The sequence below is a fragment of the Thalassobaculum sp. genome, assembly GCF_040219215.1.
Lineage (GTDB): Bacteria > Pseudomonadota > Alphaproteobacteria > Thalassobaculales > Thalassobaculaceae > Thalassobaculum_A.
In genome coordinates, this window is record NZ_JAVJSX010000031.1 from 66831 (window position 1) to 82620 (window position 15790).

Annotated in this window: 13 protein-coding genes; 12 read left to right on the top strand and 1 reads right to left on the bottom strand. The window is 62.1% G+C overall.

Going from position 1 to position 15790, the window contains the following annotated elements; translation table 11 throughout:
- Positions 1-19 precede the first annotated feature (19 nt).
- Genes RIC54_RS20135 through RIC54_RS20190 form a run of 12 tightly spaced genes read left to right on the top strand, consistent with a single transcriptional unit; the run spans position 20 to position 13648 of the window.
- Positions 20-3139 (top strand): flotillin domain-containing protein, encoded by a 3120-nt coding sequence (locus RIC54_RS20135; RefSeq protein WP_350151366.1) that lies wholly within the window; start codon positions 20-22, stop codon positions 3137-3139.
- Positions 3140-3577 carry an SRPBCC family protein gene (locus RIC54_RS20140; RefSeq protein WP_350091420.1) on the top strand — a complete coding sequence of 146 codons (438 nt, stop codon included), beginning with the start codon at positions 3140-3142 and terminating at the stop codon, positions 3575-3577.
- A 3-nt stretch (positions 3578-3580) separates the two neighbouring features.
- The gene (locus RIC54_RS20145) at positions 3581-4024 is read left to right on the top strand and encodes an SRPBCC family protein (protein ID WP_350091417.1); all 444 of its coding nucleotides are present in this window, start codon (positions 3581-3583) and stop codon (positions 4022-4024) included.
- Position 4025: 1 nt separating this feature from the next.
- Entirely contained in the window at positions 4026-4829 is an 804-nt protein-coding gene (locus RIC54_RS20150) for an FAD binding domain-containing protein (protein ID WP_350091414.1), read from the top strand.
- A complete protein-coding gene (locus tag RIC54_RS20155; protein WP_350091411.1) occupies positions 4826-5308 on the top strand; it encodes a (2Fe-2S)-binding protein in 483 nt (160 codons plus the stop codon). Before RIC54_RS20150 ends, RIC54_RS20155 begins: the two co-directional genes overlap by 4 nt.
- Positions 5308-7242 (top strand): xanthine dehydrogenase family protein molybdopterin-binding subunit, encoded by a 1935-nt coding sequence (locus RIC54_RS20160; protein ID WP_350091408.1) that lies wholly within the window; start codon positions 5308-5310, stop codon positions 7240-7242. The genes RIC54_RS20155 and RIC54_RS20160 overlap by 1 nt, the downstream gene beginning before the upstream one ends.
- Before the next feature lie 2 nt (positions 7243-7244).
- Positions 7245-8267, top strand: coding sequence for a xanthine dehydrogenase family protein molybdopterin-binding subunit (locus tag RIC54_RS20165; RefSeq protein WP_350091405.1), 1023 nt, complete (start codon positions 7245-7247; stop codon positions 8265-8267).
- Entirely contained in the window at positions 8267-9148 is an 882-nt protein-coding gene (locus RIC54_RS20170) for an AAA family ATPase (RefSeq protein WP_350091402.1), read from the top strand. The genes RIC54_RS20165 and RIC54_RS20170 overlap by 1 nt, the downstream gene beginning before the upstream one ends.
- On the top strand, positions 9145-10245 hold the full coding sequence (locus RIC54_RS20175; protein WP_350091399.1) for a vWA domain-containing protein: 1101 nt from the start codon (positions 9145-9147) through the stop codon (positions 10243-10245). Before RIC54_RS20170 ends, RIC54_RS20175 begins: the two co-directional genes overlap by 4 nt.
- The gene (locus tag RIC54_RS20180) at positions 10242-11117 is read left to right on the top strand and encodes an amidohydrolase family protein (protein ID WP_350091396.1); all 876 of its coding nucleotides are present in this window, start codon (positions 10242-10244) and stop codon (positions 11115-11117) included. Before RIC54_RS20175 ends, RIC54_RS20180 begins: the two co-directional genes overlap by 4 nt.
- 38 nt (positions 11118-11155) lie before the next feature.
- Entirely contained in the window at positions 11156-12004 is an 849-nt protein-coding gene (locus tag RIC54_RS20185; RefSeq protein WP_350091393.1) for an N-acyl homoserine lactonase family protein, read from the top strand.
- Positions 12005-12046: 42 nt separating this feature from the next.
- Positions 12047-13648 carry an isochorismatase family protein gene (locus tag RIC54_RS20190; protein ID WP_350091389.1) on the top strand — a complete coding sequence of 534 codons (1602 nt, stop codon included), beginning with the start codon at positions 12047-12049 and terminating at the stop codon, positions 13646-13648.
- 474 nt (positions 13649-14122) lie between these two features.
- On the opposite strand, the gene RIC54_RS20195 is transcribed toward RIC54_RS20190, so the two are convergent.
- A complete protein-coding gene (locus tag RIC54_RS20195; RefSeq protein WP_350091386.1) occupies positions 14123-15694 on the bottom strand; it encodes a sulfotransferase family protein in 1572 nt (523 codons plus the stop codon).
- Between the last annotated feature and the right edge of the window lie 96 nt (positions 15695-15790).

The following is a 15790-nucleotide window of genomic DNA, read 5'->3' on the forward strand; positions in this document are numbered from 1 at the left end:
GGCGGCGGAGGAGGGCATCATGACTGGGCAGCTGATCGGACAATTGATCCTGTGGTTGATCCTGGCGGTCATTGTTATTTTTATCACCTACTGGGTGATGCACTGGCTCTATCGCCGTTCGACCAAGGAAATCGCGTTCGTGCGAACCGGCTTTCTTGGCGAGAAAGTGGTGATCGATGGCGGCGCTTTCGTCTGGCCGATCATCCACGACATCACTCCGGTGAACATGAACTCGCTCCAACTCGCGGTCACCCGCGAGAAGGACGACGCGTTGATCACCAAGGACCGGCTCCGGATCGACGTTGATGCCGAGTTCTATGTTCGGGTCAAACAGAGCCGGGAGTCGGTCAGCCTCGCGGCGTCCACGCTGGGTCGCCGGACCTTGGAGCCGGAGCGGATCCATACGTTGCTGTCGGGCAAGTTCGTTTCTGCGCTGCGGACCGTTGCGTCCGAGATGACCATGGAGGAGTTGCACGAGAACCGGAACGCCTACGTTGCCCGGGTCCTGGAAGCAGCCCAGAGCGGCCTCGACAAGAATGGGCTGGAACTGGAAGGACTGGCGGTCACCGACATCGACCAGACCGACATCCAGTACTTCAACCCGTCGAACCGTTTCGATGCCGAAGGCCTCACCACCGTGATTGAGGCGATCGAGAACCGCCGCAAGCTTCGGAACGACATCGAGCAGGACGCGATGATCAAGATCCGCGCCCGCAACCTCGAGGCGGAAAAGCAGGCGCTGACCATCGAGAAAGAGAGCGAGCACGCGCGGCTCGATCAACAACGTGACATAGAGTTCCGTCGTGCTCAGCAGCGTGCCGAGTTGGCCCGCGAACGTTCCGAGCGGGAGGCGGAGCAGGCGACTCTGTTGAGCCGCGAAGCGATCGAGACCGCCCGGATCAACAACGAGCGTCAGATTTCCGAGGTACGCATCGAGTCCGAGCGCAATGTCAGGCGGTTTGAGATCGAGCATCAGCGCGTGATCGACGAGGCTGAGATCACCACGCGGGAGTCCGTCGAGAAGGCGCGTATCGTTCAGGAGAAGAGCCTCACTGAAGAGCGTATCCGGTCCCGACGCGAGACCGAGGCGGCCGACATTGCGGCGAAGGAGGAGATCGACAGGGCACGGATTGCCCAAGAGCAGACGGTGACCGAGGCGAGGATTGCCTCCGAACGGCTGACCCGGGAACGTGAGATTGCCCGCAATCTGGCGATCCAAGAGGCCGAGATCGCGGCACACGAGGGTGCGGAGAAACTGCGCATTCTCCAGGAGAAGGCGCTCAGCGCCGCTCGGATCGGTTCCGAGCAGGAAGTTCGGGCGATGGAGATCGCCCGCCAACGGGTGCTTGAGGAGGCCGAGATTGCCAGCCATCAGGCGACCGAGGCTGCCCGCATCGCGCGCGAGAAGGCGTTGTCGGCTGACCGGATAGCCGCTGAACAGTACACACGGACCCTGGAAATCGAGCGCCAGCGGGTGCTGGACCACACCCAGATCGCCGCAGCCGAGGAGACATCGAAGGAGCGGATCGCCCAGGGCGAACGGATCCGCGCGCTGGAGATCGATCGCAACCAGGCCATCGACAAGGCCGAGATCGCCTCTCGCGAGGTGATCGAGAAGGCCCGGATTGGGCAGGACCGGCAACTTTCACTGGAGCGGATTGAGGCCCAGGAGACAACGCTGGCGCGCGAGGTCCTGAAGGCGAGGACAATCGAGGAAGCCGAGATTGCCAAGGCGGAAGCGACCGAAGCGGCCCGCATAGCCAAGGAGAAGAAGGTCGCCGCCGAGCGCATTGCCTATGAGCAGGACCTGCGCGAACGAGAGATCGCACGCAACCGATCGGTCGACACCGCCAACATCGAGGCACAGGAAGTCGTCAGTGCCGCCCGGATCTCCGAGGAGGCCAAGACCCGCGCTGCCGAGATTGCCAAGGACGCGGACATTCGCGCGGCCGAGATTGCACGGAACGAGGCGGTAGCGGCGGCGGAGATCGCCTCCCGTCGGACTGTCGAACACCAGCGCATCGAAACCGAAGCGGAAACCGCGGGTGAGCGGATTGCCCGTGACAGGGAGATCAGGGGCCTGGAAATCGCTCGCAACAAGGCGAACGACGAGGCTCAGATCGCCGCGGATGAAGCCATCGAGGCGGCTCGTGTCGCACGCGAGAAGACGATCGAAGCCGAGAAAATCCTGGCCGAACAGGAACTCGACGCCCGCAAGCTCATGCGCAAGAAGACCTTGGAACAGCTCGAGATCCTGCGGGTGCAGGCACTGCGCGAGGCGGAGATCTCAAGTCAGGATGAGGTGGAGCGGGCCCGGATTGCATCCGAGACCGGCCTTGATGAGGTCCGCATCGGTCACCAGACCGGGCGTCGCAAGCTTGAGATCGAGCGCGAGAAGGTCGTCGAGGCCGCTCAGATGGACAAGGCCATCGAGCTCTACAAGAAGTCCCTGGCGGAGAGCGCAGCGGCAACCGAGGCCGATGCTGCGCGGGTCCGGGCTGCCGAGGCTGCCGAGAAGGTCACCACTGCCCGCGAGACGGAGGTCGCCTCCCGTCGCAAGTCCATCGACGTCATTCTGGCCGAGAAGGCGGCATCGGAGAAGAGGATCGCCGCCGAAGCCGAACGGGTGCGCGCAGCGGTCCAGGCCGAAGCTCAGAAACTCATCAACGAGGCGGAGAACATCCTGTCCGACGGGGCGCGCCAGTCGCTCTTCAAGCGGAAGATGCTGGAGCACGTCGAGGGCATTGTGTCGGCGTCCGTCCGACCGCTTGAGAAGATCAACGAGATCAAGATCATGCAACTCGGAGGCAGTGCCGCGTCCGGTATGGGCTGGGCAAACGGCGGCCAGCCCGGTGGAGAAGACGGCGGCTTTGGCGGAGGTGGCTCAAGCCCGACCGACGAGGTCATCAACTCGGCGCTCCGATACCGGGTTCAGGCACCAATGATCGATAGCCTGTTGCGGGATATTGGCATCGACGGGGCCAACATCGCCGGACAGGGCGGATTGATTCGAGAAGCATCCGATCTGACGCGGACCGCCGCTGAGTTGAAACGCCTCAATGCCGGGGACGAGAAGCGCCCGCGTGGCGGTAAGTCCGGCGGACGCGCGAGTGCGGAGAAGTCCGAGGGAAACAAGTAGATGGCCCGCGTATACGTCTCGTCAGTCATTGGCGCCCCGGCGACCAAGGTTTGGGATCGGGTGCGCGACTTCAATGGGTTGCCGAAGTGGCACCCGCGGATTCGCGACAGCCGGATCGAGGACGCGCTGCCGTCGGACAAGGTCGGTTGTATCCGCAACTTCTTCCTGCAGAACGGCGACAACATCCGGGAGCAGCTTCTGGGGCTCAGCGACTACGACATGTTCTGCACCTACACGATCCTCAACAGCCCGATGCCGATTACCGACTACATCGCGACTTTGCGCCTGACCCCGGTAACCGAGGGCGATCGTTGCTTCGTTGAATGGTCCGCCGAGTTTTCCTGCGATCCGGCCGACGAGGCAGACCTTGTGGCGGGGATCGGGATGAACGTGTTCCAGGGCGGGTTCGACGCCCTCAAGCGGCATTTTGGAGGCTGAACTGTGCCGCAGATCAAACGCAGCACCATTCTCAACGCGCCGGTGGATGCCGTGTGGGGGGTGCTTCGCGACTTCAACGGGCACGACCGGTGGCACCCGGCAGTGCTCGAAAGCGCGATCGAACGCGCGCGCAGCGCCGACGAGGTCGGTTGTGTGCGGCGCTTCAAGCTCCAGGACGGAATGCAACTCCGCGAGCGGCTGCTGACGCTGTCAGACCTTGAGCAGTCCTTCAGTTACTGTCTGCTGGATACGCCGATCCCGTTATTCAACTATGTCGCGCATGTCCGGCTGGCCCCAGTGACCGACGGTGACCGCACGTTCTGGGAGTGGGAGAGCCGCTTCGACACGCCAGCGGGGCAGGAGTTGGAGCTTGGGGCGATGGTCGGGGAACAGATCTACAGCGCAGGGTTCGAAGCGATCCGGGCGCATATGGGCTTGGAGGTGTGACGTGCTGACGGTGGAGACCTACCAGACGATTCAGCAGGCGGCCGGCGCGCTGCACGGCCGCTCCCGCTACCTCGGCGGCGGAACGCTGGTCATGCGGGCGGTCAACTATGCGGATCAGGACTTCGATCACCTAGTTCGAACCCGGGATCCCAACCTGCGTGCGATCCAGATCGAGGGCGCGCGGATACGGATCGGCGCCGGATGCACGATGGCCGATATCATCGGCGCGGCCGACACGGCGTTCCTGGCGCCGGTTGCCCGCGCGATTGGCGGGCCGGCCATTCGCAACATGGCGACCGTCGGGGGCAATCTCTTCGCGCCGCATCCGTACGGTGACCTGGCAACGGCGCTTCTGGCGCTGGATGGCATCGCCCGTCTCACCGATGGGTCGGAGCAGCCGGTCGAGGCGCTGTTGGCCACACGAAACCAAATCCGTGGGCTGGCGACGTCGATCACGGTGGTCCGGCCGATGGGAGATGATTTCCGGTTCCTGAAGGTCAGCCGAGTGAAACCCAAAGGAGTGTCGGTGATGTCGATAGCCGTCTGGACCCCACGCTCGGGTGGCCGGATCTCTGGCGCCCGGGTCGCGTACGGCGCCATGGGTCCGACACCGCTTCGTGCCAAGGCGGCTGAACGTGCTTTGGAAGGCGCTACTCGGGATCGATCCGGCATAGCGGCGGCGCTCGCGGTCGCAACCGACGGCTTGTCGCCGGCCGACGACTCCCTCGCTTCCGCCTGGTATCGGCGCGAAGTGGCGCCCGTGCACCTGCGGCGCGTTCTACTCGGTGAGGACGACACCCGATGACCAAGACACCGGTACGCTTTGTCCTGAACGGGACGGATACTGGCGTATTCGTCGACGGCGGCGCCAACCTCCTGGACGTCCTTCGCCGCAGTGTTGGCGATCTGTCGCCCAAATACGGCTGCGGCCAGGGAACATGCGGCGCGTGCACGGTTCTCGTCGACGGTCTGCCGCATCTGTCGTGCCTTGTCCTGGCCGAGGCGATAGACGGGCGGCGGATCGAAACGACCGGTGGATTGAGACAGGGCGCACAACTGCATCCACTCCAGCGCCACTTCATGGACGGTTTTGCCGCCCAGTGCGGCTACTGCACGCCGGGTATGCTGATGTCGGCAAAGGCGCTGCTCGACCGGGTGCCAAATCCCTCGCGCGACGAGGTGATCGAGGCGATCTCGGGCAACCTGTGCCGCTGTACCGGCTACGAGCCCATTGTCGACGCGATCCTGTCTGCGGCTGCTGAACTCAGAGGGAGGGTCGCCTGATGTCCTCGATCGAGTTCCGCAAGGATCTGTTCGCCAACGAACGCGACGACAACCTGAACGAGGTCGGCAAGCCGACGATCCGGCAGGACATCCTCGGGCATGTGACCGGCAGCTCAAAGTACTATGACGACCATCTGTTCGACGGGCTGTTGCACATGCGCTGTGTGCGCTCGCCCCATCATCACGCGCGGATCCGCAGGATAGACACTTCGGCGGTGGAGCGGATGGAAGGCGTTGTTCGCATCGTCCGGCCATCCGATATTCCGCGAAACCTCAACACCTTGCTCTCGCTGATTAATTTCGGTCGAGACGACGAGGAACTGCTGGCAACCAAGAAGGTCGCCTACAAGGGCGAACCGGTACTGGCGATCATCGCGACGTCGGAACGCCTCGCACGTGATGCAGTGTCGGCGGTGCGGGTCGATTGGGAGGTACTACCCCATGTCCTCGACGTCGAGGAAGCGCTGCAGCCCAACGCGCCGGTGGTCAACGACGAGTATCCCAACAACACCTTCGACTATCACGAACGCTACGATCACCAGAAGCTCCGCTTCGGAGATGTGGAAACGGCGTTTGCGAACGCCGACCACATCGTCGAGGGCGAGTACCAGATGTCGCCCATCGAGCAGGCGCCGATGGAAACCTGCGGTGCAATTGCTGCGCCCGAAACCAATGATCGCATCGTCTGCCATACATCCACCCAGGCATTGTTCTTCTCACTCGGGACAACGGCAAAGCTGCTCGACATGCCGTCGTCACGGTTGCACTTCGTAGGCGGTACGGTCGGCGGTGGTTTCGGCGGCAAGGTTGACAGCCTGGTAGAGCCGATGGCGGTCCTCGGAGCCATCCTCACGGGACGTCCCGTCAAGTTCATGTGGGACCGTGCAGAGGAGATGCAGGTCGGTGCCCCCCGAGGCGCCGAACGATGGCGGATCAAGGACGGGGTGATGTCGGACGGCCGGATCGTCGCCCGCTCGTTCACCGGGTTCTTTGACTCCGGCGCCTACACCCGTCTGTCCTCTTACGCGATCATCAAGGGGACCGGCCATCTTCCGGGGCCCTATTCGATCCCGAATGTCGCTGCCAACGTTTACTGCGTCTACACGAACCGGACACCGGCGACCGCTATGCGAGGCTTCGGCATCACCGGGGTGGATTTCTCGATCGAGTGCCAGATGGACAAGGTCGCCGAAGTGGTCGGAATGAATCCGATCGACCTGCGACTGCTGAACGCCTACCGCGATGGGGACATGAAGGCCCATCGTCGAGTGGCGAAGAACACCGCCCTCATCGAGTGTTGTCAGGTTGTCGCCCAGAAGGCCGGCATTGCCATCCGTCCCGATCTGGCCAAGGCGTCGAGCCTGATTGGCGGAGGGGGCGATCGCGCGGTGATTCCGGAGACGGTTACCGACCAAGCCTCGCGCATCGGAGATCGCCGGCGCGGCGCAATTCCGACCGAGCCCTTGGCGGGTGCAACGTCCAAGGGAAGAATCCCGGCTGGAACCTCGGGCGAACCGGTTGTCGCTGCGGAGCCCCAGCGGGAGGACATGCGGATCGATCCGGCCCGTGTCGGCCACGCAGTCTCGACCGTACCGAAGAGCGCTTCGACCTCAGGCCCGGTGACCACGCCATCCGTCGTTTCAGCATCGGCGACGACGCCGGGTCCGTCCGGTGCGGTCCGTCCGGCGCCGGTACCCACGGTCTCGCCGGCCTCCACGACGCCGGCGCGGCCCTCGGCATTCGCAGCGCCGATACCCCCACGGCCGACAACCCCTGGCTCGCCCGCTCCAGCGGCGGCGGTGCCTGCTGATGAAACCCCGCCTCCTTCGCCGTCGACGCCGGGCGGCAGTCCCCACGATCCGGGAAAGCCATTCCAGCAGGGCGTCCGGCGGCCGGGCGTCTCGCGGTTTCTGTCGGGCACCAGGAGGCGCTGATCATGGCAATTCACAAGGGCCGCGGTTTCGCCTGCATCAACTACCCGATCGGCATGAACCTGGGCGGAGACCCCAGCCAGGCACTGGTACACGCCACGCCCGATGGGAAGTTCATGGTGACCTTGAGTGCCATCGATCTGGGCCAAGGCATGAAGTCCGTTACCCGGCAGATTGCGGCGGAAGCCATCGGCGTGCCGATCGCCGATGTCTACGTCGATACGGCCGACAGCGATACCGGCGCTCACGACATGGGCAGCTTCGCGTCACGCGGCACACATCGGGTTGGCAATGCAGTGATCCGGGCGTCGATCGAGGCACGCAACCAGATGCTGGAGGCGGCAGCCGAGGAACTGGAGGTCGACCCAGCCGACCTCGATACCGATGGCAAAGGCAATATTCACGTCAAGGGCGCTCCCGGCCGCTCGATCACGGTGGCGGAAACAGCGATCGCCGCGCAGTTCAAGCAGGGCCGCACGTTGTCCGGCCGTGGCATCTTCCTGATTCCGCCCAGCGGGGCCGACCCGGAGACCGGAGAGATGACGCCGGTGACGTGCTTCGCGCACGCCGCACTCGTCGTGGACCTTCAGGTTGACGACGAGACCGGGGAAGTCACGGTCAACGAGATCAACTCCGCCTATGAAGTGGGCCGGGCACTCAATCCCAAGATGGTCGAACAGCAACTGATCGGCGGGGCGTGGATGGGTGTGAGCCACGCGCTGTATGAGACAACGGAGCCCTACTATCCGGCGCGCGATCATGGTCCGGTGGATTTCAACGCTTACCTCATGCCGGGTCCCGGCGAGATCGTGCCCCATAATATCGCCGTGCTGGAACGCCCGGCCGAGGACGCACCGTATGGCGGGAAAGGTCCCGGCGAGATGTGCGCCAACCCGGTGCTGCCCGCGATCGCGAACGCCGTCTACGATGCTGTCGGCGTGCGGTGCGACACGCTGCCGATCACGCCGGAGAAGGTGCTTCGCGGGATCCGCGCCAACGGTGGCGTCCGTCGACGGGGCGCTCTCTAATGCCGGTTCGGCCGATCATCGGCGGGATCGGGTCACCCGAGGCGCTTCAGGCGGCCTTGGTGGGCGCCCAGTATCTCGCCGACGAAGGGCTCGCCACAGCGGCCTATCTGGCGCTGGCGCTGGGCAAGCCGTTGCTGCTGGAGGGGGCGCCCGGAGTTGGCAAGACCGAAGCGGCAAAGGCGATCGCTGCGGTGCTGTCCCGCCGCGTGATCAGGCTGCAATGCTACGAAGGGATCGACGCGGCGGCGGCACTGTACGAATGGAACTATCCGCGACAGATGCTGGCGATCCGACAGGCGGAGCAGGATCACGTCAATATCTACGCCGACGAGTATCTTCTGGAACGTCCACTGCTCGCGGCACTGCGCGACCCTAACCAGAACCTGCTGCTGATCGACGAGATCGATCGTTCGGACCAGGAGTTCGAGGCATTCCTGCTGGAGTTCCTGTCCGATTTCGCGATTTCGATTCCCGAGATCGGCACCATTCGCGCGAGCCGTCATCCGATCGTCGTGCTGACCTCGAACCGCACGCGGGACCTCCACGAGGCATTGCGTCGGAGGTGCGTCTATCACTGGATCGACTATCCATCGCCCACGCTGGAAGCGGAGATCGTCATGGCGCGCGCCAGCGCGGTCGCCCGGACGACGGCGGATGCGGTCGTCGCGGCGGTCGGCCGGCTCCGGGCCGAGCCATTGGCCAAGCCGCCGGGGGTTGCGGAGACCGTGGAGTGGGCCGAGGCCGCCACCTTGCTGCATTCCCAGGGCGGCAGCTGGCCGGAGGCATTCCGGCGGGCGATTGGGGTGGCGCTCAAGGACCAGGACGACCTCACCTACATGGCGCCGAGGCTGGACACGGTGATCCCGGGGGAGGCGGCATGACAATCCCGAACGCCGCCCGCCCGTTTATCGAGTTCCCGAGCGTTCTGCGCAGGCACGGTTTCTCGGTCGCGCCGGACCAGACGATGGGCTTCATCGAAGCCGTCGGCTTGCTGGGCCCCCGCGGCATGGACGACATCCGCCGTGCGGCCATCGCCATGCTGGCGGTTCCCCGAGAACGAGAGACCGAGTTCGACGCACTGTTCCGGGCGTTCTTCCTTGGCCAGACCATCGCGACGCCGGTTCCGTCGCTGGACGAGGACGAAGTTGAAGCACACGAGCCCGACGGCGCTGTCTCCGAGGTCGAACAGGGCGACGAGCTTTCCGATGTTGGCGTCAGGGCAACGGCTGCGGAGCGTTTGACATCCCGAACACTTGAGGTTGGCGACCGGTCCGATGTGCTCGTCCGGTTCGAACGGCTCGCGCCGGTCAGGCTGCCGCGCCGGCGAAGCTACCGATATGCCCCAACCAAGCGAAGCGGCGTCCTGGATCTGCGCCGCACGTTGCGCGAGGCTGCCCGCCGCGGTGGTGAGGCAACGACCCTGAAGACCCGCCGGCGCAGGACGCGGCAGCGACGGGTGGTGCTCCTGATCGACATCTCGGGTTCGATGCGGGAACGCACCGATGCGTCGCTTCGCTTTGCCCATGCCCTGGTCCAGTCGGCGGAGCGGGTTGACGTGTTCACGCTGGGGACCCGGCTCACCCGGATCACTCGGGATCTTCTCCCCCGAGATCGAGAACGCGCACTCGCCCGCGTGGGTCAACTGGTTGCAGACTTCGATGGCGGCACCCGGATCGGTGAGGCGCTCCGAACGTTCCTCGACGTACCGCGATACGCCGGTTTCGCTCGTGGAGCATTGGTCCTGGTCCTCTCGGACGGTCTCGAACGTGGTGGACCGGAGGCGATGATTGACAGCGTGCATCGCCTTGCTCGTGTGGCCTGGCGGCTCGACTGGTTGAGCCCGCTTGCCGGTGACCCTGGATACCGCCCCGAAACCTCCGCGCTGTCGGCAGTGCTGGGCTCGCTCGACGCGCTTGCCGATGGTTCCGGGCTGGATGCGATTTGCGATCACGTGCTCGGCCTGGGGAGAAGCCGATGATCGATGCGCACCATCACATCTGGCTTCAGAAGGATCTCCCCTGGCTGCTGGGACCGGAGCAGCCTCGGATCTTCGGACCCTACGCAGCGATCAAGCGCGACTACGAAATCGAGGAGTTTCTCGGGGATATCACTGGCCTCGGCATATCGAAATCCGTCTACGTGCAGGCCAACTGGCCCGTGGACCGGTTCGAAGACGAGGTCGCCTGGGTCCAGTCGGTCGCTGATGCCCGAGGGTGGCCACACGCAATTGTCGGCTATGCGGATTTCACCGAGCCGGACATTCGCCCTCAACTCGAGCGGTTGAAGGGTTACCCGCTGATGCGAGGGATACGCCAGCAGTTTCACTGGCACCGGAACCCGCTGTACCGGTTTGCCGCCCGTCCCGATCTCGCGTCCGACCCGACGGTGAGGAAGAACATCGCGCGCCTCGCCGATTATGGCTGGTCGTTCGATCTTCAGGTGTTCGCAGACCAAATGCAGGGGGCCGCGCGGCTTGCCGCCGCATGTCCCGAGGTGACGTTCATTCTCCAGCACGCAGGCATGCTGGAGGACACGACCGAGGCCGGGATCTCGGCCTGGTCCGACGGCATGGCGCGACTGGCGGATTGTCCGAACGTTGTGTCCAAACTGTCCGGCTTCGGCACCTTCATTCACCGGAACGACCCGGGTTTCATCGCCCGGATGATCGCCGAGACGGTCGGGATCTTCGGCGCCGATCGATGCCTGTTCGGGTCTAACTTCCCGATCGAGAAGATCTGGGTGACCTACGACGACCTGCTCTCTGCCTTTCAGGCTGGAGCCGCCAGGCTCACCACCGACCAGCGCAAGGCGATCTTCGAGGAAACCGCACAACGCATTTACCGGATTTGACGATCAAGGGGGCAGACCCCCGGACCAGGGAGAACAACATGGCACTCACCATCCACGTTCTGGACTACGGCGACATCGAGTTGGAGACGAGTTTTCTGGTGCTGGGCCACGAATGCGGACGTGCGCGCCGGGTACCGGTCTATGGCTTCCTGATCCTGGGTGGCCGCTATCCGGTCGTGGTCGACACCGGATACCGCGACAACGCGATCATGGAATCCCTCGGCATGCGTGGGCTGCAGTATCACGACAACATGATCGAGAATCAGTTGTCCCGGCACGGCGTCAAACTGGGAGACGTCCGCTACGTCCTTCACACCCATCTCCACATCGATCACGCCGGCAAGGACGACAAGTTCCCCATGAACACGACCGTGGTCATCAACCGCCGGGAGATGGAGTTCTCGGTCTCCGGGATCATGTATCCGCAGTACCCGAAGCCCGACATTCTCCACTTGGTCGAGCGGATCTACGAGCCGGAAGCGATGCGATTCCTTGATCTTGAGATCACAGGCGCCGAGGAAATCATCCCCGGGGTCTGGTGCGAACCGGCCGGAGCCCACACCGAAGGCTCGATGAACGTGATTGTCGAAACCGCTGAAGGCCTCGCCTGCATCTGCGGCGACGTGATCTACGACTTCACCGATCAGGTCGTGAATCACGTGATGACCAACAACTACATGGAGCCGAGAGTCACCGGGAACCATTCCGGCTCGAAGCGCGAGGAGAAGGGAGCGATCAAGAAGTTGCTGAACAACTATACGTTCCTTCTGCCCGTCCACGATCGGCCGGCCCGGATCGAGAACGCGCAAGTGGTCGGGCGCCTGGGCATGACGGTTCCCGGCCCGATGACCGAGTCCCTGCCGGCTCGCCACTGGTTCCCGGCCTGATCCACTGCGCCCAGCGGCAGGGCCTGAAGGAGAACGCGCGACATGTCCCATACCGCGATCGACGGCCGCTTTGCGGATCTGATCAACCTGAATACGCCGGTCAATCGACTTGGCACCGGCTTTGTGTTCACCGAGGGACCGATCTGGCATCCGACGGAGCGGCATCTGTTGTTCTCCGACATGCCCGGGGATGTCCGCCGCCGGTGGACATCCGACGGAACGGTGCAGGAAGTCATGCGCCCGTCCAACAAGGGCAACGGAATGACCTATGACGCGGACCTCAACCTCCTGGTCTGCGAACACTCTACGTCGTCGGTCGTCCGGTTTCGGCCGGACGGGGGGCGGGAGGTGCTGTGCTCGCATTTCGAGGGCAAGGAGCTCAACTCGCCCAACGACATCTGCGTGCGATCCGACGGTCGAATTTACTTCACGGACCCCACCTATGGACGCCGGGAGCATTTCGGTGTGCCACGCCCGCTCCAGCAGGGATTCCAGGGTGTCTACATGCTCAAGCCGAGGCACCGGCCTGGGGACGAGCCGACGCTGGTTTCCGACCGGTACATGTTCCGACAACCGAACGGGCTCTGCTTCAGTCCGTGCGAGCGATGGATGTGGGTCAACGACACTGAGCAAGCCAACATTCGAATGTTCGATGTGGCGGAGGATGGGCGCCTGATCAACGGCAAGGTCTTCGCGTCGGGCATCAAAGACTCGAACCGGCCGGGTGTGCCGGACGGAATGAAGGCCGATGTCGACGGCAACATCTACGTGACCGCGCCCGGTGGTGTGTGGGTGTACTCGTTCCAGGGCATCAAGCTCGGCGAGATCGAGGTGCCGGAGATGGTCGCCAATCTCCACTGGGGTGAAGACGACTGGCATACGCTTTTCATGTGCGCCTGCACCTCACTCTACTCGGTCCGTCTGAAGACACGTGGCCGGAACGAACCGTTCATGCAGTCAAGGCCGACGGTGTCGCCGAGTGTTGCGACGCCGGCCCCACTGCCGCCGGCCGCCGACCCGTCGGCGTCGCCCGACAGCACCATCCGGATCGACCCGTCGCGAACCGTGCTCATCCTCCAGGACCTGCAGAATGACGTGATGATGGAAGGCGGTGCGTTTGCGTCGACCGGCGCCCCGGATCACGCCCGGGCTCAGAACGTGGTCGAGAACGCCAAGTCCCTGGCCGAAGCCTGTCGTCGGGTGGGGATCACGGTGATTCATGTCTGGATGGTCTGCGAGCCGGGGCATCCGAGGCTGGCCCAGCACGCGCCGCTGTTCCAGGGTCTCAAGGGGGAGAACGCGCTGGTTCGGGGTACATGGGGAGCCCAGCCGGTTCCGGGACTGGAGCCGAAGCCGGGCGACCTGGTGGTCGAGAAGATGTCGATGAGCGCCTGGGAGACCAGTCGTCTCGAGAGCTATCTCCGGCACGGCGGCACGGACACGATCATCAACTGCGGGGCCTGGACGAACATGTCGGTGGAACACACCGCGCGCACCGCAGCGGACAAGGGGTACCGGGTTATCGTTCCGCAAGATGCCTGTTCAACGATGAACGCCCAGTGGCATACCGCATCGGTCGACTACGCGCTGGGCAACGTCGCGACAATAACCTCGGTCCGACATGTGATCGCAGCGCTTGTTTGAGTGGTCTGACGGCCTGTGACACACACAATTAGGATGAGATTGTGTTTCGATCGGTGGGCGAAAGATGTTCTTGGCTCCGCACACGGCGATCGTGATCAATTTCAAGAGATCCATTTTAGAGCAGTTTCTCAGCTGACGGAATCGTAGGGGATTCCCGCTGAGGTAGGTTTGTGATTCAAGATACAGGCTGGTGAAGGAGGCCAGCCTGTATTACGCGACCTCGTTCGATGGGTATCCGCAGTCGGCTGGTCAGAGCAGTTGCGGACGGCATGACGCGGCGCTCGGCAGCCAAGCGCTTTGGGGTAGCGGCCTCTACGGCGGTCCAGAGAATGGTATCGGAGCACAACCGCCGAGGCTCTAATCACAACCGGATGAAAGTTCGGGGGCAGGCCACAGACAACCGGGCCGCCTGCGCCACCGAGACACTCCGGTCTGTTCAGCTGAAAACTGGTAGCTACGAGTGGGAATCTGACTCTATTCCCGGGGAAACGCCAGGGGAGCCACGACCTGTCCTCTCATGGACGCCGCGTGGCGGCGCGAACGCCAGAGTGATGCACGAACGCTCAGATAGGCTATGACATGATTAAATGCGAGCACTGAGCGTATTGCCAAGTCCAGTACTCTCCTTCGCAATAATGGGATTGCCGTGTCGTAGCCGTAATCGTCGGCTAAAATTAATACTTGTCTTTCTGGTCGATCGGAACGACCCACGGGAGCGTAAGCCATGGTGAAATGGGATGGCCTGACGCTCCACCGTCTTTTCCAACCGATCCCCGGGTTCAAGGCTTCCTCGACAAGGCGCACCCGCCAATGCTTTAGCAGCCAGAATCCGTTTCTACGTCGGCGCGTCAACTCGCAAACCCGGTTCACGACATAGATCTTCTCCTGATCGCTGAGGTCAAACCCGAGCGAGTTGATGTCCGCTATTATCTCTTGATTGTTGATCGGTTGCCAAAACTCGGCCTTAAGAGGAATCAGAAAAGTCAGAAAGGCAAGGAAACCGGATCGTATCCACATGCTTGGCCACGCGATCTCTCTATAATCGGCAGCTTTGAGGTGAGCGATCGCTCGCACCCGCGCGACATCGAAACGCCACATGAAGCCCGGTATCTGCGAGGTCGGCTGAGCTTTCTGGAGTCCAGACATCAACGAACTTCCAGGTCGATTCCACCATTGCTTACCATCAAAAGTGCTCTCCAACAGGCAGTTGTGCCAAGGAAGCCCAGTCCAGGCGCACACCGCGCGCATGACAGCTTCTCCATGGGCATGGAGGTCTTCCAGATAGATAGAGCGGCTGTCGTCCCGCTTGAATTCAGATATTGCAACATCAGCACACAAGTGCTGTGGCCCGTCGTTGTAATCCGATGTCCACAAACAATCTTCAAACAGTTGTCCAAGCACTCTCTCTACGCCCGGACGGCTACGCCGTCGCTGTGCTGATAGCTGTCGGCGTGGAGCGATCAGTTCAGGGAACACGTGTCGAATGCCTGAATCAAACAATGCTTCGGGTCTGCGAATCATATGAATAATTTTTGAATCGGGGAAGTCGTCTTGAAAGTACTGACGCTCGACAACACTAGAACTGTGAATGTCCCAAATGAAAAACAGAGTGTTGTTAATTTTTTGATTTGCAGTATATTTATAAGCTAAACATAATAGTAAAATGGCCCATTTTCTGTTAAGATTACTAAAGTTTTCTTTCATTAAATGTGCATAGTTTCTCGCAAACTCACTCTTGTTAACGCCAATGCGCTGAGATCTATTGGGTCCCAATCGATCGAGGGAGTTTTGTTGAATGGATCGATCGTTTATTTCAATATTTAGCTGAGGAAATTGATCGACAAAATTAGATGGGTTCATCTTTCCATCTTTTATGGAACTGTAGAAATTTCTATACAAAAGTCGACTGTACAATCCTGGGAGAGTTAGAATAGATGGATGGCTGTCAAAAAGGCTTCCAAGAAGCATGGTGCCGGAAGAAAGATAATTTTGAATAGCAATTGTCCCGGATAATTCAATTTCTCGGTTAAAGTATTTAATAATCATATCGCACTCAATTTTTACGGCTGCGGTAGTATGCAATGCTAAAATACACTAGCGCTCACTGAGGCGGTAAGTGTGATTACTCTGTTTCTTATCGTT

What these genes read in the sequence shown, in the direction of transcription:
- RIC54_RS20135 (WP_350151366.1), top strand. Translation starts at nt 20, where the DNA reads ATGACTGGGCAGCTGATCGGACAATTGATCCTGTGGTTGATCCTGGCG.
- RIC54_RS20140 (WP_350091420.1), top strand. Translation starts at nt 3,140, where the DNA reads ATGGCCCGCGTATACGTCTCGTCAGTCATTGGCGCCCCGGCGACCAAG.
- RIC54_RS20155 (WP_350091411.1), top strand. Translation starts at nt 4,826, where the DNA reads ATGACCAAGACACCGGTACGCTTTGTCCTGAACGGGACGGATACTGGC.
- RIC54_RS20160 (WP_350091408.1), top strand. Translation starts at nt 5,308, where the DNA reads ATGTCCTCGATCGAGTTCCGCAAGGATCTGTTCGCCAACGAACGCGAC.
- RIC54_RS20165 (WP_350091405.1), top strand. Translation starts at nt 7,245, where the DNA reads ATGGCAATTCACAAGGGCCGCGGTTTCGCCTGCATCAACTACCCGATC.
- RIC54_RS20170 (WP_350091402.1), top strand. Translation starts at nt 8,267, where the DNA reads ATGCCGGTTCGGCCGATCATCGGCGGGATCGGGTCACCCGAGGCGCTT.
- RIC54_RS20175 (WP_350091399.1), top strand. Translation starts at nt 9,145, where the DNA reads ATGACAATCCCGAACGCCGCCCGCCCGTTTATCGAGTTCCCGAGCGTT.
- RIC54_RS20180 (WP_350091396.1), top strand. Translation starts at nt 10,242, where the DNA reads ATGATCGATGCGCACCATCACATCTGGCTTCAGAAGGATCTCCCCTGG.
- RIC54_RS20185 (WP_350091393.1), top strand. Translation starts at nt 11,156, where the DNA reads ATGGCACTCACCATCCACGTTCTGGACTACGGCGACATCGAGTTGGAG.
- RIC54_RS20190 (WP_350091389.1), top strand. Translation starts at nt 12,047, where the DNA reads ATGTCCCATACCGCGATCGACGGCCGCTTTGCGGATCTGATCAACCTG.
- RIC54_RS20195 (WP_350091386.1), bottom strand. Translation starts at nt 15,694, where the DNA reads ATGATTATTAAATACTTTAACCGAGAAATTGAATTATCCGGGACAATT.